Here is an 18542-nt window from a genome sequence, read left to right on the forward strand (position 1 = left end):
TCGCCAGAACGAAAGTGTTCAAGCTTTTCGCACGTTAGGCAGATATATACCGCAAATCAAACACGAAACGGGCTTATCACCCTTGTGCCGCAGCAGACTCGGTTGTCCCGGACCGTTCAGCGTTCCCCGTCGGGGAATCGCCCCGCGTCGAGATCCGCGGTGAACCGCTCCAGACGCCTTGCCGCAGTGGCGGGATCGTGCTTGGCCGCAGCCGTAATGACCAGCAGCTTCCGGGTCAGCGCCATCCGTACGCCCTCCGGGACTTGCAGTGCGCGCACTCTCGCGTGCGCTTCCTTGAGCCGGACCGCGACCGCCGCATAGAGCTCGAGTTGGCCGTCGTGTTCCATGCACAGATTGTGCCATCTGAGGCGAGTTGTCGCCTGCGCAGGGTGCAACTGCCGCCCCCGGCAACCGTCCGGGCGCGGGCGGAAGCCTCGGCTCCACGGCTCGCCTACCCGCGCAATCACCCCTTTAACGTGGGAAGTTGAGGGCCGGCGGGGCGGCGCTCGGGGCCGATCGGGTGCAGACACGGCCGTACCCCCGATCAGGGCTGATCGGGGGTACGGCGGGGGTGTTGGGTGGCCGAAAGTCGACCCGTCCGGCTGCTCCGGACCGTGCCGGGTCAGACCGGGAGGGTCCGCGGCTTGAACGAGGGGCGGCCGGCCTCGTAGGTGGCGATGTCGCCCTCGTTCTGCAGGGTGATGGAGATGTCGTCGAGGCCGTTCAGCAGCCGCCAGCGGGAGTTCTCGTCCAGCTCGAAGGAGGCCGTGACGCCCTCGGCGCGCACCTCGCGGGCGACCAGGTCGACGGTGATCTCGGCCTGCGGGTCCCGCTCGGTGATCTCCCAGAGCGCGTCGACGATCTTCTGCTCCAGCACGACCGTGAGCAGGCCGTTCTTGAGCGAGTTGCCGCGGAAGATGTCCGCGAAGCGGGAGGAGATCACGGTCTTGAAGCCGTAGTTCTGCAGCGCCCAGACGGCGTGCTCACGGGAGGAGCCGGTGCCGAAGTCGGGGCCGGCGACCAGCACGGTCGCGCCCTGCCGCTCGGGCCGGTTGAGCACGAACTCGGGGTCCTTGCGCCAGGCCTCGAACAGCCCGTCCTCGAACCCGTCCCGCGTGACCTTCTTGAGCCAGTGGGCGGGGATGATCTGGTCGGTGTCGACGTTGCTGCGGCGCAGCGGGACGGCCCGGCCGGTGTGCGCGGTGAATGCTTCCATGACTGTTCAGACTCCAGCGGGCGTACGGGTGTCGGCGTCGGCCAGGTCGGCCGGGGAGGCGAGGTGGCCCAGGACCGCGGTGGCCGCCGCGACCTGCGGGGACACCAGGTGGGTACGGCCGCCCTTGCCCTGCCGGCCCTCGAAGTTGCGGTTGGAGGTGGAGGCCGAGCGCTCCCCCGGGGCGAGCTGGTCGGGGTTCATGCCCAGGCACATCGAGCAGCCCGCGTGCCGCCACTCGGCGCCGGCCTCCTTGAAGACCACGTCCAGGCCCTCGGAGACGGCCTGCAGCCCCACCCGCGCGGAGCCGGGCACGACCAGCATCCGTACGCCGTCGGCGACTTTGCGGCCGCGCAGGATCTCGGCGGCGTTGCGCAGGTCCTCGATGCGCCCGTTGGTGCAGGAACCTACGAAGACGGTGTCCACCTTGATGGAGCGCAGCGGCTGCCCGGCCTCCAACCCCATGTACTCCAGGGCCTTTTCGGCGGCGAGGCGCTCCGAAGCGTCTTCGTACGAAGCCGGGTCGGGGACCTCGGAGGAAAGTGGCGCGCCCTGGCCGGGGTTGGTGCCCCAGGTGACGAAGGGCGACAGCTCGGCGGCCTCGATGACCACCTCGGCGTCGAACTCGGCGTCGTCGTCGGTGCGCAGCGTCCGCCAGTACTCCACGGCGGCGTCCCAGTCGGCGCCCTCGGGGGCGTGCGGACGGCCCTTGAGGTACGCGAACGTGGTCTCGTCGGGGGCGATCATGCCCGCGCGGGCACCGGCCTCGATCGACATGTTGCAGATGGTCATCCGGGCCTCCATCGAGAGCTTCTCGATGGCCTCGCCGCGGTACTCCAGGACGTAGCCCTGGCCGCCGCCGGTGCCGATCCGGGCGATGATCGCCAGGATCAGGTCCTTGGCGGTGACGCCCTCGGGCAGCTCGCCGTTGACCGTGATCGCCATGGTCCTCGGGCGGGCCATCGGCAGCGTCTGGGTGGCCAGCACGTGCTCGACCTGCGAGGTGCCGATGCCGAACGCCAGCGCGCCGAAGGCGCCGTGCGTGGAGGTGTGCGAGTCGCCGCAGACGACGGTCGTGCCGGGCTGGGTCAGGCCCAGCTGCGGGCCCACGACGTGCACGACGCCCTGCTCGACGTCGCCCAGCGGGTGCAGCCGGACACCGAACTCCGCGCAGTTCTTGCGCAGCGTCTCCAGCTGGGCCCGGGAGACCGGGTCGGCGATGGGCTTGTCGATGTCGAGGGTCGGGGTGTTGTGGTCCTCGGTGGCGATGGTCAGGTCGAGGCGGCGGACCTTCCGGCCGCTCTTGCGCAGGCCGTCGAAGGCCTGCGGGCTGGTCACCTCGTGCAGCAGGTGCAGATCGATGTAGAGGAGGTCGGGCTCGCCCTCGGCGCGCCGGACGACGTGGTCGTCCCAGACCTTCTCCGCGAGTGTCCTACCCATCGCTTTCCCTCCGGCCGACGGCAACGCGCCGACCCAACTAGAGATCTTGAGGAAGCGGCCGCCCGTGCCCCTGAATCCGGGCATCCGCCGCCAGGCCCTTACGTCACGGGCCACTGTGACTTCGTGACATCCAGAGTGGCGCGTTCCACGGAAAATTGAACTTGCGTTTCACAGAGTGAGACGCAAGTATCGTTGCATGGACAACAGTAGCGGCGTCGGCGTTCTGGACAAGGCGGCCCTCGTCCTGAGCGCTCTGGAGTCCGGTCCGGCCACCCTCGCGGGCCTGGTCGGCGCCACCGGACTGGCACGACCCACGGCCCACCGCCTGGCCGTGGCCCTGGAACACCACCGCATGGTGGCGCGTGACATGCAGGGTCGTTTCATTCTCGGCCCGCGCATGGCCGAGCTGGCCGCGGCCGCGGGCGAGGACCGCCTGCTCGCGACGGCCGGCCCGGTGCTCACCCACCTGCGCGACGTCACGGGCGAGAGCGCCCAGCTCTACCGCCGCCAGGGCGACATGCGCATCTGCGTCGCCGCGGCGGAGCGCCTGTCGGGCCTGCGGGACACGGTCCCGGTGGGCTCCACGCTCACGATGAAGGCCGGCTCCTCCGCGCAGATCCTGCTGGCCTGGGAGGAGCCGGAGCGGCTGCACCGCGGTCTGCAGGGCGCCCGCTTCACGGCGACGGCCCTGTCGGGCGTCCGGCGCCGCGGCTGGGCCCAGTCCATCGGCGAGCGGGAGCCCGGCGTCGCGTCCGTCTCCGCACCCGTGCGCGGCCCCTCCAACCGCGTGGTGGCCGCCGTCTCGGTCTCCGGACCCATCGAGCGCCTGACCCGCCACCCGGGCCGGATGCACGCCCAGGCGGTCATCGACGCCGCCGCCCGGCTCTCCGAGGCCCTGCGCCGCACCGGCTGACCCCCGCACCACCCCGCCCCCGGGGACGGACCCGCCCCGACGCCGCGGCGGTCCCGCCCCCGGGGGTTCCTCATGCCGCCGCCCGCGCGGGACCCCGGGACGCACCCCGGAGGGACCGGTCACTTCACCCCGAGCCGCTCGGCCGCCCGCTCCCCGCGGCGCCCCACCGGCACGGTCCCGGTGGCCCGCCCCAGGCCGAACTCGGGCATGTTCACGTACACCGACTCGTGGGCCCCGGCCGGCACGACGTAGGTCTCGTGCCAGAAGCCGACCCTGCCCCGTCCCTCGCGCAGCCGCCGGTTGAAGGCGCTCCAGGCGGGGCGGTGCGCCCGGTCCGGCGCGGCGGCGTACGCGAGGAGCCTGTCCTTCGAGTCCCAGTACTGCACGACGTAGAACAACCGCGGGAAGCCCAGCAGGAACCGGTACCCGAGCAGGCCGCTGCCCTCGTCCCGCGAGAGCTCCCGCAGCATCGGCCGCATCGCCCGGGCGACGGGCACCCAACTGCGCAGCGCGGCGAAGCTGTTGATCCGCATCCCGATGAGGAAGACGACGACGCCGTCCTCCCTCGCCGCGGTCACGCGCCCCTCGATCGGCTTGTCCATGATCTCCCCCGTCCCTTCGCTCACGATCCGATTGGATAGCGTCACTATCCATGTTTGGATAGTGCCACTCTCCAAGCGAGGGCGCAAGGGATGCACACGGACACGAGGACGGACATGCGACTGGCGGAGCTGAGCGGGCGCAGCGGGGTCTCCACGGCCACGATCAAGTACTACCTGCGCGAGGGACTGCTCCCGCCCGGGCGCCGGATCACGGCGACCCAGGCCGAGTACGGCGAGGAGCACCTGCGGCGGCTGCGCCTGGTGCGGGCGCTGATCCAGGTCGGCAAGATCCCGGTCGCCTCGGCCCGCGAGGTGCTCGCGGCCCTGGAGGACGACACCCTCGACCACAACGCGCGCCTGGGCACCGCCGTGTGGGCCCTGCCGCACGGACCGGCCCCCGCCGAGGACGACCCGGCGACCGGGGCGGCCCGGCGCAGCGCCGACGAACTGCTGCGCAGGGTGGGCTGGGGCTGCGGCGGCGACGCCGAGGCCCCGTCGCCCGCCTACGGCATGCTGGTGACCGCGATCACCGCCCTCGCCCGGCTCGGATACCCCTGTTCCGTCGACGATTTGGAGCCCTACGCCCGCGCGATGGGCCGGCTCGCCGGCACCGACCTGGACCTGGTGGAGCGCTACGGCGGTTCACCGGACGAGCAGGTGGAGGCGGCGGTGGCGCTGACCGTGCTGTACGAGCCGGTGCTGCTCAGCCTGCGGCGGCTGGCCGAGGCGGAGGAGTCGCGCCGCCGGTTCGCGGGGAAGTGACGCACCGCACGCCGAAGGGCCCTCCCCGAGGGGAGGGCCCTTCTTCGCTGTACCCCCGACCGGATTCGAACCGGCGCTACCGCCTTGAGAGGGCGGCGTGCTAGGCCGCTACACAACGGGGGCGTGGATCCTGCGTTTCCGCAGGTCCGAGCTGGTCTACCTGGACTCGAACCAAGACTAACTGAACCAGAATCAGTCGTGCTGCCAATTACACCATAGACCAATGATGGTTTAGACCAGTCAGTACCCCCGACCGGATTCGAACCGGCGCTACCGCCTTGAGAGGGCGGCGTGCTAGGCCGCTACACAACGGGGGCCCTAGCAGTCCCGAGATGATCGGAACCAGTACCCCCGACCGGATTCGAACCGGCGCTACTGCCTTGAGAGGGCAGCGTGCTAGGCCGCTACACAACGGGGGCTTGCGGATGTGATCCGCGTTTTGCAGATGAGCTCTGCGAGCTGGCCTACCTGGACTCGAACCAAGACTAACTGAACCAGAATCAGTCGTGCTGCCAATTACACCATAGGCCACTGGAACGCAAGCCCCAGGGGGGATCTTGTTCTAGTTTCTGCGCCTGGGGTTCCGGCCTTCCGGCCCGCTCCCCGCGGCGCAGGAAGAACATTACCCGATGGTGGACGGGGCTCCAAAACGAGTATCGGAGCCGAGCAGGGAGGGCAGTTCGGCGAGGGACGCGATGCGGTGTCCGCCGGCCGGGGGGACGCCGGTGACGTGCACGCCGGTGCGGTCGATCCAGACGGACAGCAGCCCCGCCTCCGCGGCGCCGCGGCCGTCGATCTCCGGGTGGTCCCCGACGTACGCCACCCGGTGCGGCGGCAGGTCCAGGGCCTCGCAGGCGGCCAGGAAGGCTCCCGCCTCGGGCTTGGAGACGCCGAGCTCGGCGGCGCACAGGATGCTCTCGAAGCGGTCGTGGACGCCGAGCACCCGCAGCTTGCGGTCCTGGACGTGGAGGCTGGAGTTGGACAGCACCGCGTGGCGGTGGCTGGCGGCCAGGGCGTCGAGGACGGGCAGGACGTCGGGGAAGAGGGCCCAGGCCGCCTCGTAGTGGGTGATGTAGCGGTCGAACCAGGCGTCCGCCTCGGCGTCGGTCAGCCGTGCGTCCAGGAAGGTGCGGACCCGGTCGCGGCGCTGGCCCTCGAAGGTCGTCTCGCCGGCCGCGAACCGCGCCCAGTGCAGGTGGGTCACCTCCCTCCAGCGGGCGAGGGCCTGCTCGGCGGTGCCGTACGCGGCGAGCAGGTCCTCGGCGGCCAGGTGCGCGCGCATGCCCACGCGGTCCGCGGTCGTGTAGTCGAAGAGGGTGTCGTCCACGTCCCAGACCACGGCTGCGATGCTCATGCTCCGACCTTACCCACCGCGAGGGGCCGTCAGCCCAGGGTCATCGCCGTGGCGGCCGCCGGGCGCGGGACCGGCCGCCGCAGACACGTGCGGGGCGGCGCCCGGTCCGGACGCCGCCCCGCACACGGGCGTGCCTAGGCCGCCAGCTTCGCCAGCGCGGCGTCGATGCGGGCCAGGGTCTTCTCCTTGCCCAGGACCTCCAGCGACTCGAAGAGCGGCAGGCCGACCGTGCGGCCGGTGACGGCGACGCGGACCGGCGCCTGGGCCTTGCCGAGCTTGAGGCCGTGGGCCTCGCCGGCGGCCAGGACGGCCTCCTTCAGGGACTCGGCGGAGGTCCAGTCGGCGGCCTCCAGCTTCTCCCGGGCGGTGCGCAGCAGGGCGTCCGAGCCCTCCTTCATGGCCTTCGCCCAGCTCGCCTCGTCCTCCACCGGCTCCGGCAGGAAGAGGAAGTCGACGTTGTCGGTGATCTCGGAGAGGACCTTCACACGGGTCTGGGCGTGCGGCGCGACGGCCTGCCACTTCGCCTCGTCGAAGGCCTCCGGGGCCCAGGGGGCGAAGGGCGGCCGGAGCCACGGGCGGCAGCGCTCGGTGAAGTCCTTCACGTCCAGCAGGCGGATGTGGTCGCCGTTGATCGCCTCGCACTTCTTGAGGTCGAAGCGGGCCGGGTTGGGGTTCACGTCCGTGACGTCGAAGGCGGCGACCATCTCGTCCATCGTGAAGATGTCCTGGTCGGCCGAGAGGGACCAGCCGAGCAGGGAGAGGTAGTTCAGCAGGCCCTCGGGGAGGAAGCCGCGCTCGCGGTACAGGTTGAGCGAGGACTGCGGGTCGCGCTTGGAGAGCTTCTTGTTGCCCTCGCCCATCACGTACGGCAGGTGGCCGAACTCGGGGATGCGCTTGGCGATGCCCAGTTCGATCAGTGCCCGGTAGAGGGCGATCTGACGGGGCGTCGAGGAGAGCAGGTCCTCGCCGCGCAGGACGTGGGTGATCTCCATCAGGGCGTCGTCGACCGGGTTCACCAGCGTGTACAGCGGGGCGCCGTTGGCGCGGACGATGCCGTAGTCGGGGACGTTCTCCGGCGTGAAGGTCAGCTCGCCGCGGACCAGGTCGGTGAAGGTGATCGTCTCGTCGGGCATGCGGAAGCGGACGATCGGCTCGCGGCCCTGGGCCCGGTACTCCTCGACCCGGTCGGCGCCCAGGTCGCGGCAGTGGCCGTCGTAGCCGGACGGCCTGCCGGCGGCGCGGGCGGCCTCGCGGCGGGTGTCCAGCTCCTCCTGCGAGCAGTAGCAGTGGTAGGCGTACCCGCCGTCCAGCAGCTTCTGCGCGACGTCCCGGTAGAGGTCCATGCGCTGGGACTGGCGGTAGGGCGCGTGGGGGCCGCCGACCTCGGGGCCCTCGTCCCAGTCGAAGCCCAGCCAGCGCATCGAGTCGAGCAGCTGCCGGTACGACTCCTCCGAGTCGCGGGCCGCGTCGGTGTCCTCGATGCGGAAGACCAGGGTGCCGCCGTGGTGCCGGGCGAACGCCCAGTTGAACAGGGCGGTGCGGACCAGGCCCACGTGGGGGTTGCCGGTCGGCGAGGGGCAGAAACGGACGCGTGGGGGTGTCCCCTGTCCGAGCGGAGCCGAGGACTTGGGGGAGGGAGAGCCTGATGCGCTAGCCACGCTTGACAACCTTGTTGGTGAGAGTGCCGATGCCTTCGATGGTGACGGCGACCTCGTCGCCGACGTTGAGGGGGCCGACCCCTGCCGGGGTGCCGGTGAGGATCACGTCGCCGGGGAGCAGCGTCATGGCCTCGGAGATGTTGACGATCAGGTCCTCGACGGAATGGATCATCTCGCTGGTGCGGCCGAGCTGGCGCTGCTGTCCGTTGACCGTGAGCTGGAGGGTCAGGTCCGAGGGGTCCAGGTCGGTCTCCACCCAGGGGCCGAGCGGGCACGCGGTGTCGAAGCCCTTGGCGCGCGCCCACTGCTTCTCGCGCTTCTGCACGTCGCGGGCGGTGACGTCGTTGGCGCAGGTGTAGCCGAAAATGACGTCCTTGACGCGCTCGCGCGGGACCTCGCGGCACATCCGGCCGATGACCACGGCCAGCTCGGCCTCGTGGTGCAGCTCCTCGGAGAAGGAGGGGTACTGGATGGCGTCGCCGGGGCCGATGACCGAGGTGGAGGGCTTGAAGAAGGCGAACGGGGCGTCGGGCACCTCGTTGCCCAGCTCCCTGGCGTGCTCGGCGTAGTTGCGGCCGAAGGCGACGACCTTGTTGGGGAGCACCGGCGGCAGCAGCCTGACCTTGCTGACCGGGACCTTGGTGCCGGAGAGCTCGAAGTCCGCGAACGGGATGCCCTTGATGATGTCCAGGACGAGCTCGTCCTGCTTGTCGCCCTCGACCGCGCCGAAGGCGACGTTCCCGTCGATGGAGAACCTGGCGATGCGCACGGGTTGCTTGGCCCCTTGACTGAGCTGGCTGGAGTCTGACGCTCCAGGCTAACGCGGCAGGGGGTCCGTCTCCCGCGCACAGCGAGGGGCGCCGCCGCTCCGGAGGCGCCCCTGTGATTCCCGGGCGGCCGGGGTGAGTGTTCCGCGGCCGCCGCGCGTACTGCCCGGTGGTGGTTACTCCGCGGCGGAGGCCTGCACGGGGACCTCCTGGAGAATGGTGCGCCGGGGATTGGCGGTCTGCGTGGGGAGCTCGACGGCGTGCTCCGGCCGCTCCGGCGCCTGCAGCTCGCCGGCGTCCTTCAGGTGCGCCAGCGTCGTGCGCCGCGGGTTGGCGATCTTGTGGAACGTCGTCGTCGTCTTCACGGTTGTACGCGACCCTGTCGTGTCCGGGCGCCGGGAGGGTCCGTGGACCCCCGCGTGAGCGCGGGTTGTCGGTTTTGCCATCTCTGTAAAGCGTCAGGCTAAACATGGGATTCCCCGCGAATCCCAGAGGAAGACCAGGATCAGCGTGTGAGTTTGCTCACGAATCCATGGACAAAACGGTCAATGCGGACTGATATCCCATCCCGACGAAACAGACATTCGTCACCTGAAGCCCTCATTCCGCTCCTGATCATGGCGACTGGGACACCTCCCCCTCCTGAGCGATACGTGAACGTATGACCGTTTTGCGGGAGATCACTTTCTACGACCGGTGACCCACCCCTCACGTGGTGTCACGTATGTCACGGCCTGGCCAACGGGCCTTGTTGGAGATCCTGTGCTGTGCTGGAATTCCACGGACCGCCGCAGGATCGAGCCGGCGCACAGGGGGCGCAGTCAAGCGCCGAGTGGCGGCGAGAAGGGGGAACCAGCGCCGGTCACTCACGACCACCACGGGGCGTATTCAGGGCGCCCCTATGACGCCGACACCGTGCCTCGCCGTTCACGCGGAGGGGTGCCTGGTCCAGAGGTTGCGACGCTAGTGCAGGGACGTTTCAAGAGGGATGGCAGCGCTTCGGCGGAGCCGGAGCCGCACGGCGGGACTGGCCCCATGGCCGTCAGCTCCTCGCCCCAGCACGCCCAGAACCCGGGCCGGCCGGCCTCCGGCGACGGCGGTGAGCGCCCCGGGCGCCCCGGCGCGCCGACCCCTTCGGGTCCCGCGAGCCCGGCACCGGCCGTGAAGGCGCCGAAGGGCACCACCGGCCCCGGCTCGCGAATAGCGCTGCGCAACTGGCGGATCTCCACCCGTCTGGTGTCGCTGCTCGCGCTCCCGGTGGTCGCGGCCACCTCGCTCGGCGCGCTGCGCATCAACCAGTCGATGGACGACATCCAGCAGCTCGACAACATGAAGCTGCTGACGGACATGACCAAGCAGGCCACCGAACTGGCCGCCGCGCTCCAGGAGGAGCGCGACCAGTCCGCCGGCCCGCTGGCGCACGGCTCGAAGGCGACCGACTTCACCGTCAAGGGCTACCGGGAGAAGACCGACCGGGCCCGGGAGAACTTCCTCGCCAGCTCCGAGGAGATCGACGACGCGGCCAAGGACGGCAACCTCCGCGGCGTCCGCGACAGCATCGTCGGCCTGGCCCGGGACCTCAGCAGCCTCAACGAGATCCGCTCCGCCGCCTACCAGTCCGAGGACAACTCGACCCAGACGGTCGAGGCCTACCACCGTCTGATCACCAACCTGCTGGACCTCTCCCAGGACATGGCCGAGGCCACCAGCAACCCGGACATGATCCAGCGCACGCGTGCCCTGGCGGCCTTCTCCGCCGCCAAGGAGTACGCGTCGATCCAGCGCGCGGTCCTCGCGGCGGCCCTGCCCGCCAACAACACGACCGCCGGCGACCTCTCGGAGAACGACCGGCTGTACGCCGAGTCGGCGCTGGAGAGCCAGAAGTCCGAGATCCGCGCGTTCACCAGCATCCACGGCGACGGCGCCGAGGAACTGCTCGAGCCCATCGAGCAGAACAACGCGATCATCGAGGCGACGGACACCTACGCCAAGCGCGCCCTCACCGGCAAGGACGGCCTGGCCGACCTGCAGAAGATCTCGTACCAGGACTGGCTGGACGACAGCTCCACCAAGATCCAGCAGATGAAGAACATCGAGCTCGGTCTGCTGGAGGACATGGAGCAGCAGGCCCGCGAGCTGCGCAGCGCCACCGAGCGCGACGCGATCATCTCCGGTGCGCTGATCCTGCTGGTGCTCGGCGTGTCGCTGGTCGGCGCCTTCGTGGTGGCCCGCTCCATGATCCGCTCGCTGCGCCGGCTGGAGGAGACCGCGACCAAGGTCGCCGCCGAGCGCCTGCCCGAGCTGGTCAAGCAGCTGTCCGAGTCCGACCCGCAGGACGTCGACACCTCCGTGGAGTCGGTCGGCGTGCACTCCCGGGACGAGATCGGCCGGGTGGCCGCGGCCTTCGACGACGTGCACCGCGAGGCGGTCCGCCTCGCCGCCGAGCAGGCCCTGCTGCGGGGCAACGTCAACGCGATGTTCACCAACCTCTCGCGCCGCTCCCAGGGTCTGATCCAGCGCCAGCTGTCGCTGATCTCCGAGCTGGAGTCCCGCGAGGCCGACCCGGACCAGCTGTCCTCGCTGTTCAAGCTCGACCACCTCGCCACCCGCATGCGCCGTAACGGCGAGAACCTCCTCGTCCTCGCGGGCGAGGAGCCCGGCCGCCGGTGGACCCGTCCGGTCCCGCTGGTCGACGTGCTGCGCGCCGCGGCCTCCGAGGTGGAGCAGTACGAGCGCATCGAGCTGGCGTCCGTGCCGACCACCGAGGTCGCCGGCCGGGTCGTCAACGACCTCGTGCACCTGCTCGCCGAGCTGCTGGAGAACGCCACGTCGTTCTCCTCGCCGCAGACCAAGGTCAAGGTCACCGGTCACGCGCTGCCCGACGGCCGCGTCCTGATCGAGATCCACGACACCGGCATCGGCCTCTCCCCCGAGGACCTGGCCGCGATCAACGAGCGCCTCGCCGCGCCGCCCACGGTGGACGTCTCCGTCTCCCGCCGCATGGGTCTGTTCGTGGTCGGCCGTCTGTCGCAGCGGCACGGCATCCGCATCCAGCTCCGCCCGTCCGACTCCGGTGGCACGACCGCGCTGGTCATGCTGCCCGTCGACGTCGCCCAGGGCGGCAAGAAGCCCCAGCCCAAGCCGGGCCAGCCGGTCGCGGGCGGCGGTCCGGCCGCCGCGCAGGCCGCCGCCGGCGCGGCCGCGGCCCGCCGGCAGGCCGCCGGCGGCCAGGGCGGCGGTGGCCTCGGCGCCGGCGCGCCCGGCGGCCGGCTCGGTGCCGGCCAGGGTCCGCGGGCCGCGCTGCCCGGGCGGGACGGCGGCCGTCCGGGTGCGCCGGGCGGCGCGCGCGGACCGCAGGGCCCGTCGGCTCCGTTCGAGCAGGGCGCGCCCCCGCAGGGCCGTCCGGCTCCCGCCGGCTTCGGTCAGGCGCCGGGTGGCCCGCAGGGCCTCCAGGCCACCGACCCGGGCGGTCCGCAGGGCCAGGACGCCTTCGGCGGGGGCCGCAGGCCGGTTCCGCCGCAGCGCTCCGGCAACACCGCCGAGCAGCAGCCGCAGCTGCCGCCGCGCGGCGGTGCGCGGGCCGAGCTGCCGGGCGGCAACGCCCAGCCCCGCACGCCCAGCTGGAGCGACGAGAACGCGCAGCCGCCGGTCCCGCGCGCCTCGCTGGACGCCCCGCGCGGCCACGAGGAGCAGGACGTCTCGCAGACGGCGCCGATGCCCCGCGTCGACGACCGCACGTCGTCCGGCTTCCCGGCCGACCTCGGCGGTGCCGGCCGGCACAACGGCGGCCGTGCCGACGCGAACCCGCAGGGCACGGGCCAGTTCGCCCGCCCGGACCTGTACGGCTCCGCGGGCGCCGACCCGTCCGCGACGGGCCAGTTCCCCGCCCCGCAGGGATACGACAACGGCGCCGCGGGCCAGTTCCCGGCACCGTCCCAGAACAACGCCGCCACGGGCCAGTTCCCCGCCCCGCAGGCGTACGACAACGGCGCCACGGGCCAGTTCCCCGCCCCGCAGGGATACGACAACGGCGCCGCGGGCCGGTTCCCGGCACCGGGCCAGGACAGCGGCTCCTCGACGGGCCGGCACGCCCTGCCGGGCCGTCCGGACCCCGCGGCGGAGCGCCCGCAGGACAACGGCGGCCGCGGCGGAGCCGACTTCGGCGCCCCGCGTCCGCCGGCCCGGCCCGCCCGCCAGGCGCCCGAGGCACTGCCGCCGGCGCCCGGCCCCGGCGACGGGCGCACGCCGCTGTACGACACGCTGGAGACCAACTGGTTCCGCGGCGGCGGGCGGCAGGACGAGCAGCAGGACGGCGCCCCGGCGCCGGCCCCGCAGCAACAGCAGCAGCCGCAGGGTCCCACCGGGCCCCAGCGGTCCGCCTCCCCCTCCACCGCCTGGCGCAGCTCGCCCAACGACGAGCTCGTCCGGCAGGCGGAACGCGTCCGGCAGCCGGCCGCGGGCGGTGTCACCACCTCCGGCCTGCCGCGCCGGGTGCCCCGGGCCAACCTCGTCCCGGGCACGGCTCAGCAGCAGACGCGCCAGAGCGGTCCGCAGGTCTCGCGCGCGCCCGACGACGTGCGCGGCCGGCTGACCAATCTCCGTCGGGGTATCGCACAGGGCCGTCAGGCGGGAGCAGGCCAGACCGGCAGCTTCCCGCGGCCCACTCACCAGCAGGAGCGTTAGTTGAGCCCGATGAGCCAGGCGGCACAGAACCTGAACTGGTTGATCACGAACTTCGTGGACAACACACCAGGGGTGTCCCACACCGTCGTCGTGTCCGCCGACGGACTCCTTCTGGCGATGTCCGAAGGCTTCCCGCGGGACCGCGCCGACCAGCTCGCGGCCGTCGCCTCGGGCCTGACCTCGCTGACCGCCGGGGCCTCCCGGATCTTCGAGGGCGGCACCGTGGCCCAGACGGTCGTGGAGATGGAACGCGGGTTCCTCTTCCTCATGTCCGTCTCGGACGGCTCGTCGCTGGCCGTGCTCGCGCACCCCGAGTGCGACATCGGCCTCGTCGGCTACGAGATGGCGCTGCTGGTCGACCGTGCGGGCGCGGTCCTCACCCCGGACCTGCGCGCCGAACTCCAAGGAAGTCTGCTTCACTGACCGTCCCCGGCACCACCCGTCTCACCAAATCACCGTCCGGCCGCCACAATCCCCCCACCGGCCCCGTCAGACGGCTTGACTGACCGACTTGCTGTCCCGCCCGGAGGATTCATGACCCCGCCCACCGCCTCTCATGATCCGTACGCGGAGCCGTACGAGGACGAGGGCGACCAGCCGCTGGTTCGGCCGTACGCCATGACCGGCGGCCGGACGCGGCCCCGGTACCAGCTCGCCATCGAGGCCCTGATCAGCACGACGGCCGACCCGGCAGCGCTCATGGGGCTCCTTCCCGAGCACCAGCGCATCTGCCACCTGTGCCGCGAGGTGAAGTCGGTCGCCGAGGTGTCGGCCCTGCTCAACATGCCGCTGGGCGTGGCCCGGATCCTCGTCGCGGATCTGGCGGAAGCCGGTCTGGTGGCGATTCACCAGCCGGGCGGCGACGACGCGACCGGCGCGCCGGATGTGACACTGCTCGAAAGGGTGCTCAGTGGACTTCGCAAGCTCTGACGGAGGCCGGGCCACCACCTCGGCGAAAATCGTGGTGGCCGGCGGCTTCGGCGTGGGGAAGACCACGTTCGTGGGCGCCGTCTCCGAGATCAACCCGCTGCGCACCGAGGCCGTGATGACGTCCGCCAGTGCGGGCATCGACGACCTCACCCACACCGGGGACAAGACCACCACCACGGTGGCCATGGACTTCGGGCGCATCACGCTGGACCAGGACCTGATCCTGTACCTGTTCGGTACGCCGGGCCAGGACCGCTTCTGGTTCATGTGGGACGACCTGGTGCGCGGTGCCATCGGCGCGGTGGTGCTGGTGGACACCCGGCGGCTGGCCGACTGCTTCCCGGCGGTCGACTACTTCGAGAACAGCGGCCTGCCGTTCGTCGTCGCCCTGAACGGCTTCGACGGCCAGCAGCCGTACCAGCCGGAGGAGGTGCGGGAGGCCCTGCAGATCGGGCCCGACACCCCCATCATCACCACCGACGCCCGCCACCGGTCCGAGGCCAAGGGCGCTCTGATCACGCTGGTGGAGCACGCGCTGATGGCCCGGCTGCGGTAGCCGCGGGGTCCCGTTCGCACCCAAATGCGATGCTTTGCGCGGCCGTTGCCGTAGCCGCCCCGGGGCCGGCTGTGTCCTTTGACACGGTCGGCCCCGGCGTTCATAACGTTTCGGCAGAGAACTGGGGTGGTACGGCCACGCCTCGCGCACATCCGGTCTCGCTGCGCGCACGGCGACCCCGCCTTTTGGCGCGGCTCGCTCTTTATGACCGTTTTATCTGCGGCTTACATCACGCGGATTCGTCCCCTTCCACTGTTTGGAAGGTCGCTGGTCCACGTGCTGGAATGCCTGAACTGCCCAATAGTCAAAGACGTACTCACCGGTCGATGGCGCGTTGGGCTCTGAGACACTGCGGCACGACGAAGGTGCCGACCGCCGAGAGGTTGTTGGTCGAGTGAGGCGAAGCAAGAACAGTCCCGAGCCGTCGGCCCGGGGCAACTTCACCCCGCCGCCGCGCACAGCGGCGCCCGCCCCCGTGCCCGGTTCGGAGCCGTCGGCCGCGCCCGCCCCGAACGGCGGACGCCTCTCTCCCCGCAACTGGCGGGTGACCACCCGGCTCAACGCGATCCTCCTCATACCCGTGCTGGTCGGCCTCGTCATGGGCGGCTTCCAGGTGAAGGGCTCGATCGACACCTGGCAGGAGGCCGAGGACGCGGAGAAGACCGCGCGTCTGGTGCGGGCCTCGCTGACCTACGCCGACGCCCTCTACAACGAGCGGGACCGCACCGCCGCCCCGCTGCTGAAGGGCGCCGCCCAGACCGCCGACGACAAGGCGGCCGTGGCCGAGGCCCGCAAGGAGACGGACCGGGCCGCCGACGCCTTCGACGAGGCCGCCCAGAACATGCCGGGCAAGGCCGGTCTGGAGCGCCGTCTGTCGCAGTTCCGCAAGGTCGAGCCGGACCTGACGACCCTGCGCGAGACGGCGTACACCGGCAAGCGCACCGGGGTGCAGACCGAGGAGGGCTACGTCGAGGTCGCCCACCCCCTGATGGAGTTCGCCAACGAGCTCGGCCTCGGCACCGGCAACATCACCTCCTACGGCCGGACCGTCTACGCGATCTCGCTGACCAAGGCGGCGCTGTCGCTCCAGCGTTCCATCGGCATGCACATGCTGATCAAGCCCGGCCCCGGCCAGGGCAGCCTCGCCAGCCAGCGCGTCGCCCTCTCCTCGTACGCGTACCTGGAGGGCATCGCCGTCGAGGAGTACAAGGGCGGCGGCACCGAGGCGGACGCCGCCAAGCTGGAGCAGGCCGCGAAGGACATCCAGACCAAGGGCGCGGAGCAGGCCGCCGAGGCCAGGCGCGAGGCCGAGGCCAACGGCCAGACCTACGTCGCCCCGCCCGCCAAGCCCACCACGATGGTCTCGGAGCTCGCCCAGCTGCGCTCCACGGACCCCGCCGAGCGGGCCGCGCTCGCCCAGAAGGGCATCACCCCGCAGAACTGGTGGGCGGTCAACACCCTCAAGTTCGACGCCTACCGCCAGATCGAGGCGGACATGGCCGACAAGGCGGTGGCCGAGGCGTCCCAGATCGCCGACGACGCCCAGCGCGACGCCTACATCACCGGTGCCGCCGTCGTCGTCGCCCTGCTCGCCGCGTTCATCCTGGCCGGCATGGTGGCCCGCCAGATGAGCCGCTCGATGCGCCAGCTGCGCAACGCCGCCTTCGGCATCGCCGAGCAGCGCCTGCCGATGCTGGTCGACCAGCTCTCCCGCACCGACCCCGGCCGCGTCGACACCCGGGTCGCGCCCATCCCGATCACCTCCACCGACGAGATCGGCGAGGTCGCCCGCGCCTTCGACCAGGTGCACCGCGAGGCCGTCCGGCTCGCCGCCGAGCAGGCCCTGCTGCGGGGCAACATCAACGCGATCTTCACCAACCTCTCGCGCCGCAACCAGTCGCTGATCGAGGGCCAGCTGACCCTCATCACCGACCTGGAGAACAACGAGGCCGACCCGGACCAGCTGGAGAACCTCTTCAAGCTGGACCACCTCGCGACCCGTATGCGCCGCAACGGCGAGAACCTCCTGGTCCTCGCCGGCGAGGAGCCCGGCCGCCGCTGGGACCAGCCGGTCCCCCTCGTCGACGTGCTGCGCGCCGCCTCCTCCGAGGTGGAGCAGTACGAGCGCATCGAGCTGTCCGGCGTGCCCGACGCCGAGATCCACGGCCGCGCCGTGACCGACCTCGTGCACCTGCTCGCCGAGCTGCTGGAGAACGCCACCACGTTCTCCTCCCCGCAGACCAAGGTCCGCGTCACCGCGACCCGGCTGCCCGACGGCCGCGTGATGATCGAGATCCACGACAAGGGCATCGGCCTGACCGCCGAGGACTTCGCGGACATCAACCACAAGCTGGCCAACCCGCCGACCGTGGACGCCGCGATCTCGCAGCGCATGGGCCTGTTCGTGGTCGGCCGCCTCTCCGACCGGCACGGCATCCGCGTCCAGCTGCGCCCCTCGGGCGAGCAGGCCGGCACGACCTCGCTGGTCATGCTCCCCGACGCCATCACGCACGGCGGCGGTGGCGGCGAACAGCTCCACGACCGCGACGAGTTCACCGTCTCGCAGATCATCCCGGAGCAGGACTTCCACGGCGAGAACTTCGCCCAGCAGCCGATGCGCACGGCCGCCGAGCTCGGCTTCGACGACAGCCGCTACACCGAAGTCCCCGACGACATCCGCGACCTGGACCCCGTCGGCCGCTCCCTGATGCGCGAGGAGCGCCGCGCGGCCCTGGAGGCCCAGACGCACGGCCCGCAGGACCAGCACGCGCAGGAGACCGGCGAGACGCCCGCCTACGACCGGTTCGCCGGGCAGCAGGGCTACGGCGACGGCGGCCAGGGCGGCTACCAGGACCAGCACGCCGGGTACGACGGCCGTCCGGCGTACGACGAGCAGCAGCAGACGCCGTACGAGGAGCAGCAGCAGCCTCCGTACGAGGAGCAGTACTACGCGCCGAACGGCGGCCTGCCGCAGAACGACGCCTACTCGGCCAACGGCGGCTACCCGGAGCCGTCGTATGCGGAGCCGGTCCAGGAGGAGCACGCGGGTGCCGGTGCCTCCGCCCCGGACACCTTCCCGGCCTTCGAACAGCGCCGCCACCAGGACGACTGGCCCCAGCAGGACGGTTACCAGAACGGCTACCCGGCCCAGTACCCTGCGGATGCACCGGAAACGGAATCCGCGCAGGCCGCTGACGCGAGTGAGCAGGACCGCGTAGGCTTCGACCGTCCGGGACCGGCCCACTCCGCCGTCCACGAGCTGACCGACGCCGGGCTTCCCCGCCGCGGACCCACCGCGGGCGGCGCGAACGGCACGGGCGGCGCGCGGCGCGTGAACCAGGAGCCGCCGGCCTCGGCGCCGGAGGGCGACAGCGACTGGCGCTCGGCGAACGACGAGCGCTGGCAGCAGGCCTCGCAGCTCCGGAAGCCCAAGGCGGGCGGGGTGACCTCCTCCGGCCTGCCGCGGCGGGTACCCAAGGCCAATCTGATCGAGGGTTCCGCCGAGAGCACCCCCCAGGGAGGCCCGCAGGTCTCCCGCGCCCCGGAGGACGTCCGGGGCAGGCTGAGCAACCTGCGGCGCGGCGTCCAGCGAGGCCGCAACGCAGGCAGTGAAACGAACGGCCAGGGCTTCGGTCCTGACAGCACCTACAACCAGGAGCGTTAG

General features: G+C 71.5%; 15 protein-coding genes and 5 tRNA genes. 7 read left to right on the forward strand and 13 right to left on the reverse strand.

All coding sequences use genetic code 11. The features are described from left to right. Positions 1-116: 116 nt before the first annotated feature. The 3 genes from ACIF8T_RS16855 to leuC all read right to left on the reverse strand — a co-directional run bounded on the left by ACIF8T_RS16855 (position 117) and on the right by leuC (position 2653). On the reverse strand, positions 117-347 hold the full coding sequence (locus ACIF8T_RS16855; RefSeq protein ID WP_400035659.1) for a hypothetical protein: 231 nt from the start codon (positions 345-347) through the stop codon (positions 117-119). Between the two features lie 275 nt (positions 348-622). Further along, entirely contained in the window at positions 623-1216 is a 594-nt protein-coding gene (gene leuD / locus ACIF8T_RS16860) for a 3-isopropylmalate dehydratase small subunit (RefSeq protein WP_400035661.1), read from the reverse strand. A gap of 6 nt (positions 1217-1222) precedes the next feature. Further along, a complete protein-coding gene (gene leuC / locus ACIF8T_RS16865; protein WP_400035663.1) occupies positions 1223-2653 on the reverse strand; it encodes a 3-isopropylmalate dehydratase large subunit in 1431 nt (476 codons plus the stop codon). Between the two features lie 196 nt (positions 2654-2849). On the opposite strand from leuC, the gene ndgR reads away from it, so the two are divergent. Continuing rightward, complete coding sequence (ndgR, locus tag ACIF8T_RS16870; protein ID WP_400035665.1) at positions 2850-3566, forward strand: IclR family transcriptional regulator NdgR; 717 nt, start codon at positions 2850-2852, stop codon at positions 3564-3566. 119 nt (positions 3567-3685) lie between these two features. On the opposite strand, the gene ACIF8T_RS16875 is transcribed toward ndgR, so the two are convergent. Next, entirely contained in the window at positions 3686-4168 is a 483-nt protein-coding gene (locus ACIF8T_RS16875; protein ID WP_400035872.1) for a DUF4188 domain-containing protein, read from the reverse strand. 114 nt (positions 4169-4282) lie between these two features. On the opposite strand from ACIF8T_RS16875, the gene ACIF8T_RS16880 reads away from it, so the two are divergent. Then, on the forward strand, positions 4283-4930 hold the full coding sequence (locus ACIF8T_RS16880; protein ID WP_400035667.1) for a MerR family transcriptional regulator: 648 nt from the start codon (positions 4283-4285) through the stop codon (positions 4928-4930). Positions 4931-4980: 50 nt separating this feature from the next. Here ACIF8T_RS16880 and ACIF8T_RS16885 read toward each other — a convergent pair. The 9 genes from ACIF8T_RS16885 to ACIF8T_RS16925 all read right to left on the reverse strand — a co-directional run bounded on the left by ACIF8T_RS16885 (position 4981) and on the right by ACIF8T_RS16925 (position 9074). Then, positions 4981-5053 (reverse strand) — tRNA-Glu (locus ACIF8T_RS16885). Positions 5054-5081: 28 nt separating this feature from the next. Then, positions 5082-5153: transfer RNA gene (locus ACIF8T_RS16890), tRNA-Gln, on the reverse strand. 21 nt (positions 5154-5174) lie between these two features. Further along, positions 5175-5247, reverse strand: a tRNA-Glu gene (locus ACIF8T_RS16895). A 29-nt stretch (positions 5248-5276) separates the two neighbouring features. Further along, positions 5277-5349, reverse strand: a tRNA-Glu gene (locus ACIF8T_RS16900). Positions 5350-5389: 40 nt separating this feature from the next. Further along, positions 5390-5461 (reverse strand) — tRNA-Gln (locus ACIF8T_RS16905). A 91-nt stretch (positions 5462-5552) separates the two neighbouring features. Then, positions 5553-6284: an HAD family hydrolase gene (locus ACIF8T_RS16910; protein WP_400035669.1), complete on the reverse strand. Its 732-nt coding sequence runs from the start codon at positions 6282-6284 to the stop codon at positions 5553-5555. A 134-nt stretch (positions 6285-6418) separates the two neighbouring features. Then, positions 6419-7942, reverse strand: a complete 1524-nt coding sequence (gltX, locus tag ACIF8T_RS16915; protein ID WP_400035671.1) for a glutamate--tRNA ligase — start codon at positions 7940-7942, stop codon at positions 6419-6421. Continuing rightward, positions 7935-8711 (reverse strand): fumarylacetoacetate hydrolase family protein, encoded by a 777-nt coding sequence (locus ACIF8T_RS16920; RefSeq protein ID WP_400035672.1) that lies wholly within the window; start codon positions 8709-8711, stop codon positions 7935-7937. The genes gltX and ACIF8T_RS16920 overlap by 8 nt, the downstream gene beginning before the upstream one ends. Positions 8712-8885: 174 nt before the next feature. After that, entirely contained in the window at positions 8886-9074 is a 189-nt protein-coding gene (locus tag ACIF8T_RS16925; protein WP_400035674.1) for a hypothetical protein, read from the reverse strand. A 601-nt stretch (positions 9075-9675) separates the two neighbouring features. On the opposite strand from ACIF8T_RS16925, the gene ACIF8T_RS16930 reads away from it, so the two are divergent. The 5 genes from ACIF8T_RS16930 (at position 9676) to ACIF8T_RS16950 (ending at position 18542) form a co-directional block, all read left to right on the forward strand. After that, positions 9676-13392 carry a nitrate- and nitrite sensing domain-containing protein gene (locus ACIF8T_RS16930; protein ID WP_400035676.1) on the forward strand — a complete coding sequence of 1239 codons (3717 nt, stop codon included), beginning with the start codon at positions 9676-9678 and terminating at the stop codon, positions 13390-13392. 9 nt (positions 13393-13401) lie between these two features. Next, positions 13402-13815, forward strand: coding sequence for a roadblock/LC7 domain-containing protein (locus ACIF8T_RS16935; protein WP_023546525.1), 414 nt, complete (start codon positions 13402-13404; stop codon positions 13813-13815). Between the two features lie 111 nt (positions 13816-13926). Continuing rightward, the gene (locus ACIF8T_RS16940) at positions 13927-14322 is read left to right on the forward strand and encodes a DUF742 domain-containing protein (protein WP_030851927.1); all 396 of its coding nucleotides are present in this window, start codon (positions 13927-13929) and stop codon (positions 14320-14322) included. Next, positions 14303-14878: a GTP-binding protein gene (locus ACIF8T_RS16945; RefSeq protein WP_400035678.1), complete on the forward strand. Its 576-nt coding sequence runs from the start codon at positions 14303-14305 to the stop codon at positions 14876-14878. Before ACIF8T_RS16940 ends, ACIF8T_RS16945 begins: the two co-directional genes overlap by 20 nt. A 394-nt stretch (positions 14879-15272) precedes the next feature. Then, a complete protein-coding gene (locus tag ACIF8T_RS16950; RefSeq protein ID WP_400035680.1) occupies positions 15273-18542 on the forward strand; it encodes a nitrate- and nitrite sensing domain-containing protein in 3270 nt (1089 codons plus the stop codon).

The sequence above is a fragment of the Streptomyces sp. NPDC085946 genome (assembly GCF_044540485.1).
GTDB lineage: Bacteria > Actinomycetota > Actinomycetes > Streptomycetales > Streptomycetaceae > Streptomyces.

Coding starts and splice junctions, on each gene's coding strand:
- ACIF8T_RS16935 (WP_023546525.1), top strand. CDS start 13,402: ATGAGCCAGGCGGCACAGAACCTGAACTGGTTGATCACGAACTTCGTG.
- ACIF8T_RS16880 (WP_400035667.1), top strand. CDS start 4,283: ATGCGACTGGCGGAGCTGAGCGGGCGCAGCGGGGTCTCCACGGCCACG.
- leuC (WP_400035663.1), bottom strand. CDS start 2,653: ATGGGTAGGACACTCGCGGAGAAGGTCTGGGACGACCACGTCGTCCGG.
- ndgR (WP_400035665.1), top strand. CDS start 2,850: ATGGACAACAGTAGCGGCGTCGGCGTTCTGGACAAGGCGGCCCTCGTC.
- ACIF8T_RS16910 (WP_400035669.1), bottom strand. CDS start 6,284: ATGAGCATCGCAGCCGTGGTCTGGGACGTGGACGACACCCTCTTCGAC.
- ACIF8T_RS16940 (WP_030851927.1), top strand. CDS start 13,927: ATGACCCCGCCCACCGCCTCTCATGATCCGTACGCGGAGCCGTACGAG.
- ACIF8T_RS16875 (WP_400035872.1), bottom strand. CDS start 4,168: ATGGACAAGCCGATCGAGGGGCGCGTGACCGCGGCGAGGGAGGACGGC.
- leuD (WP_400035661.1), bottom strand. CDS start 1,216: ATGGAAGCATTCACCGCGCACACCGGCCGGGCCGTCCCGCTGCGCCGC.
- ACIF8T_RS16855 (WP_400035659.1), bottom strand. CDS start 347: ATGGAACACGACGGCCAACTCGAGCTCTATGCGGCGGTCGCGGTCCGG.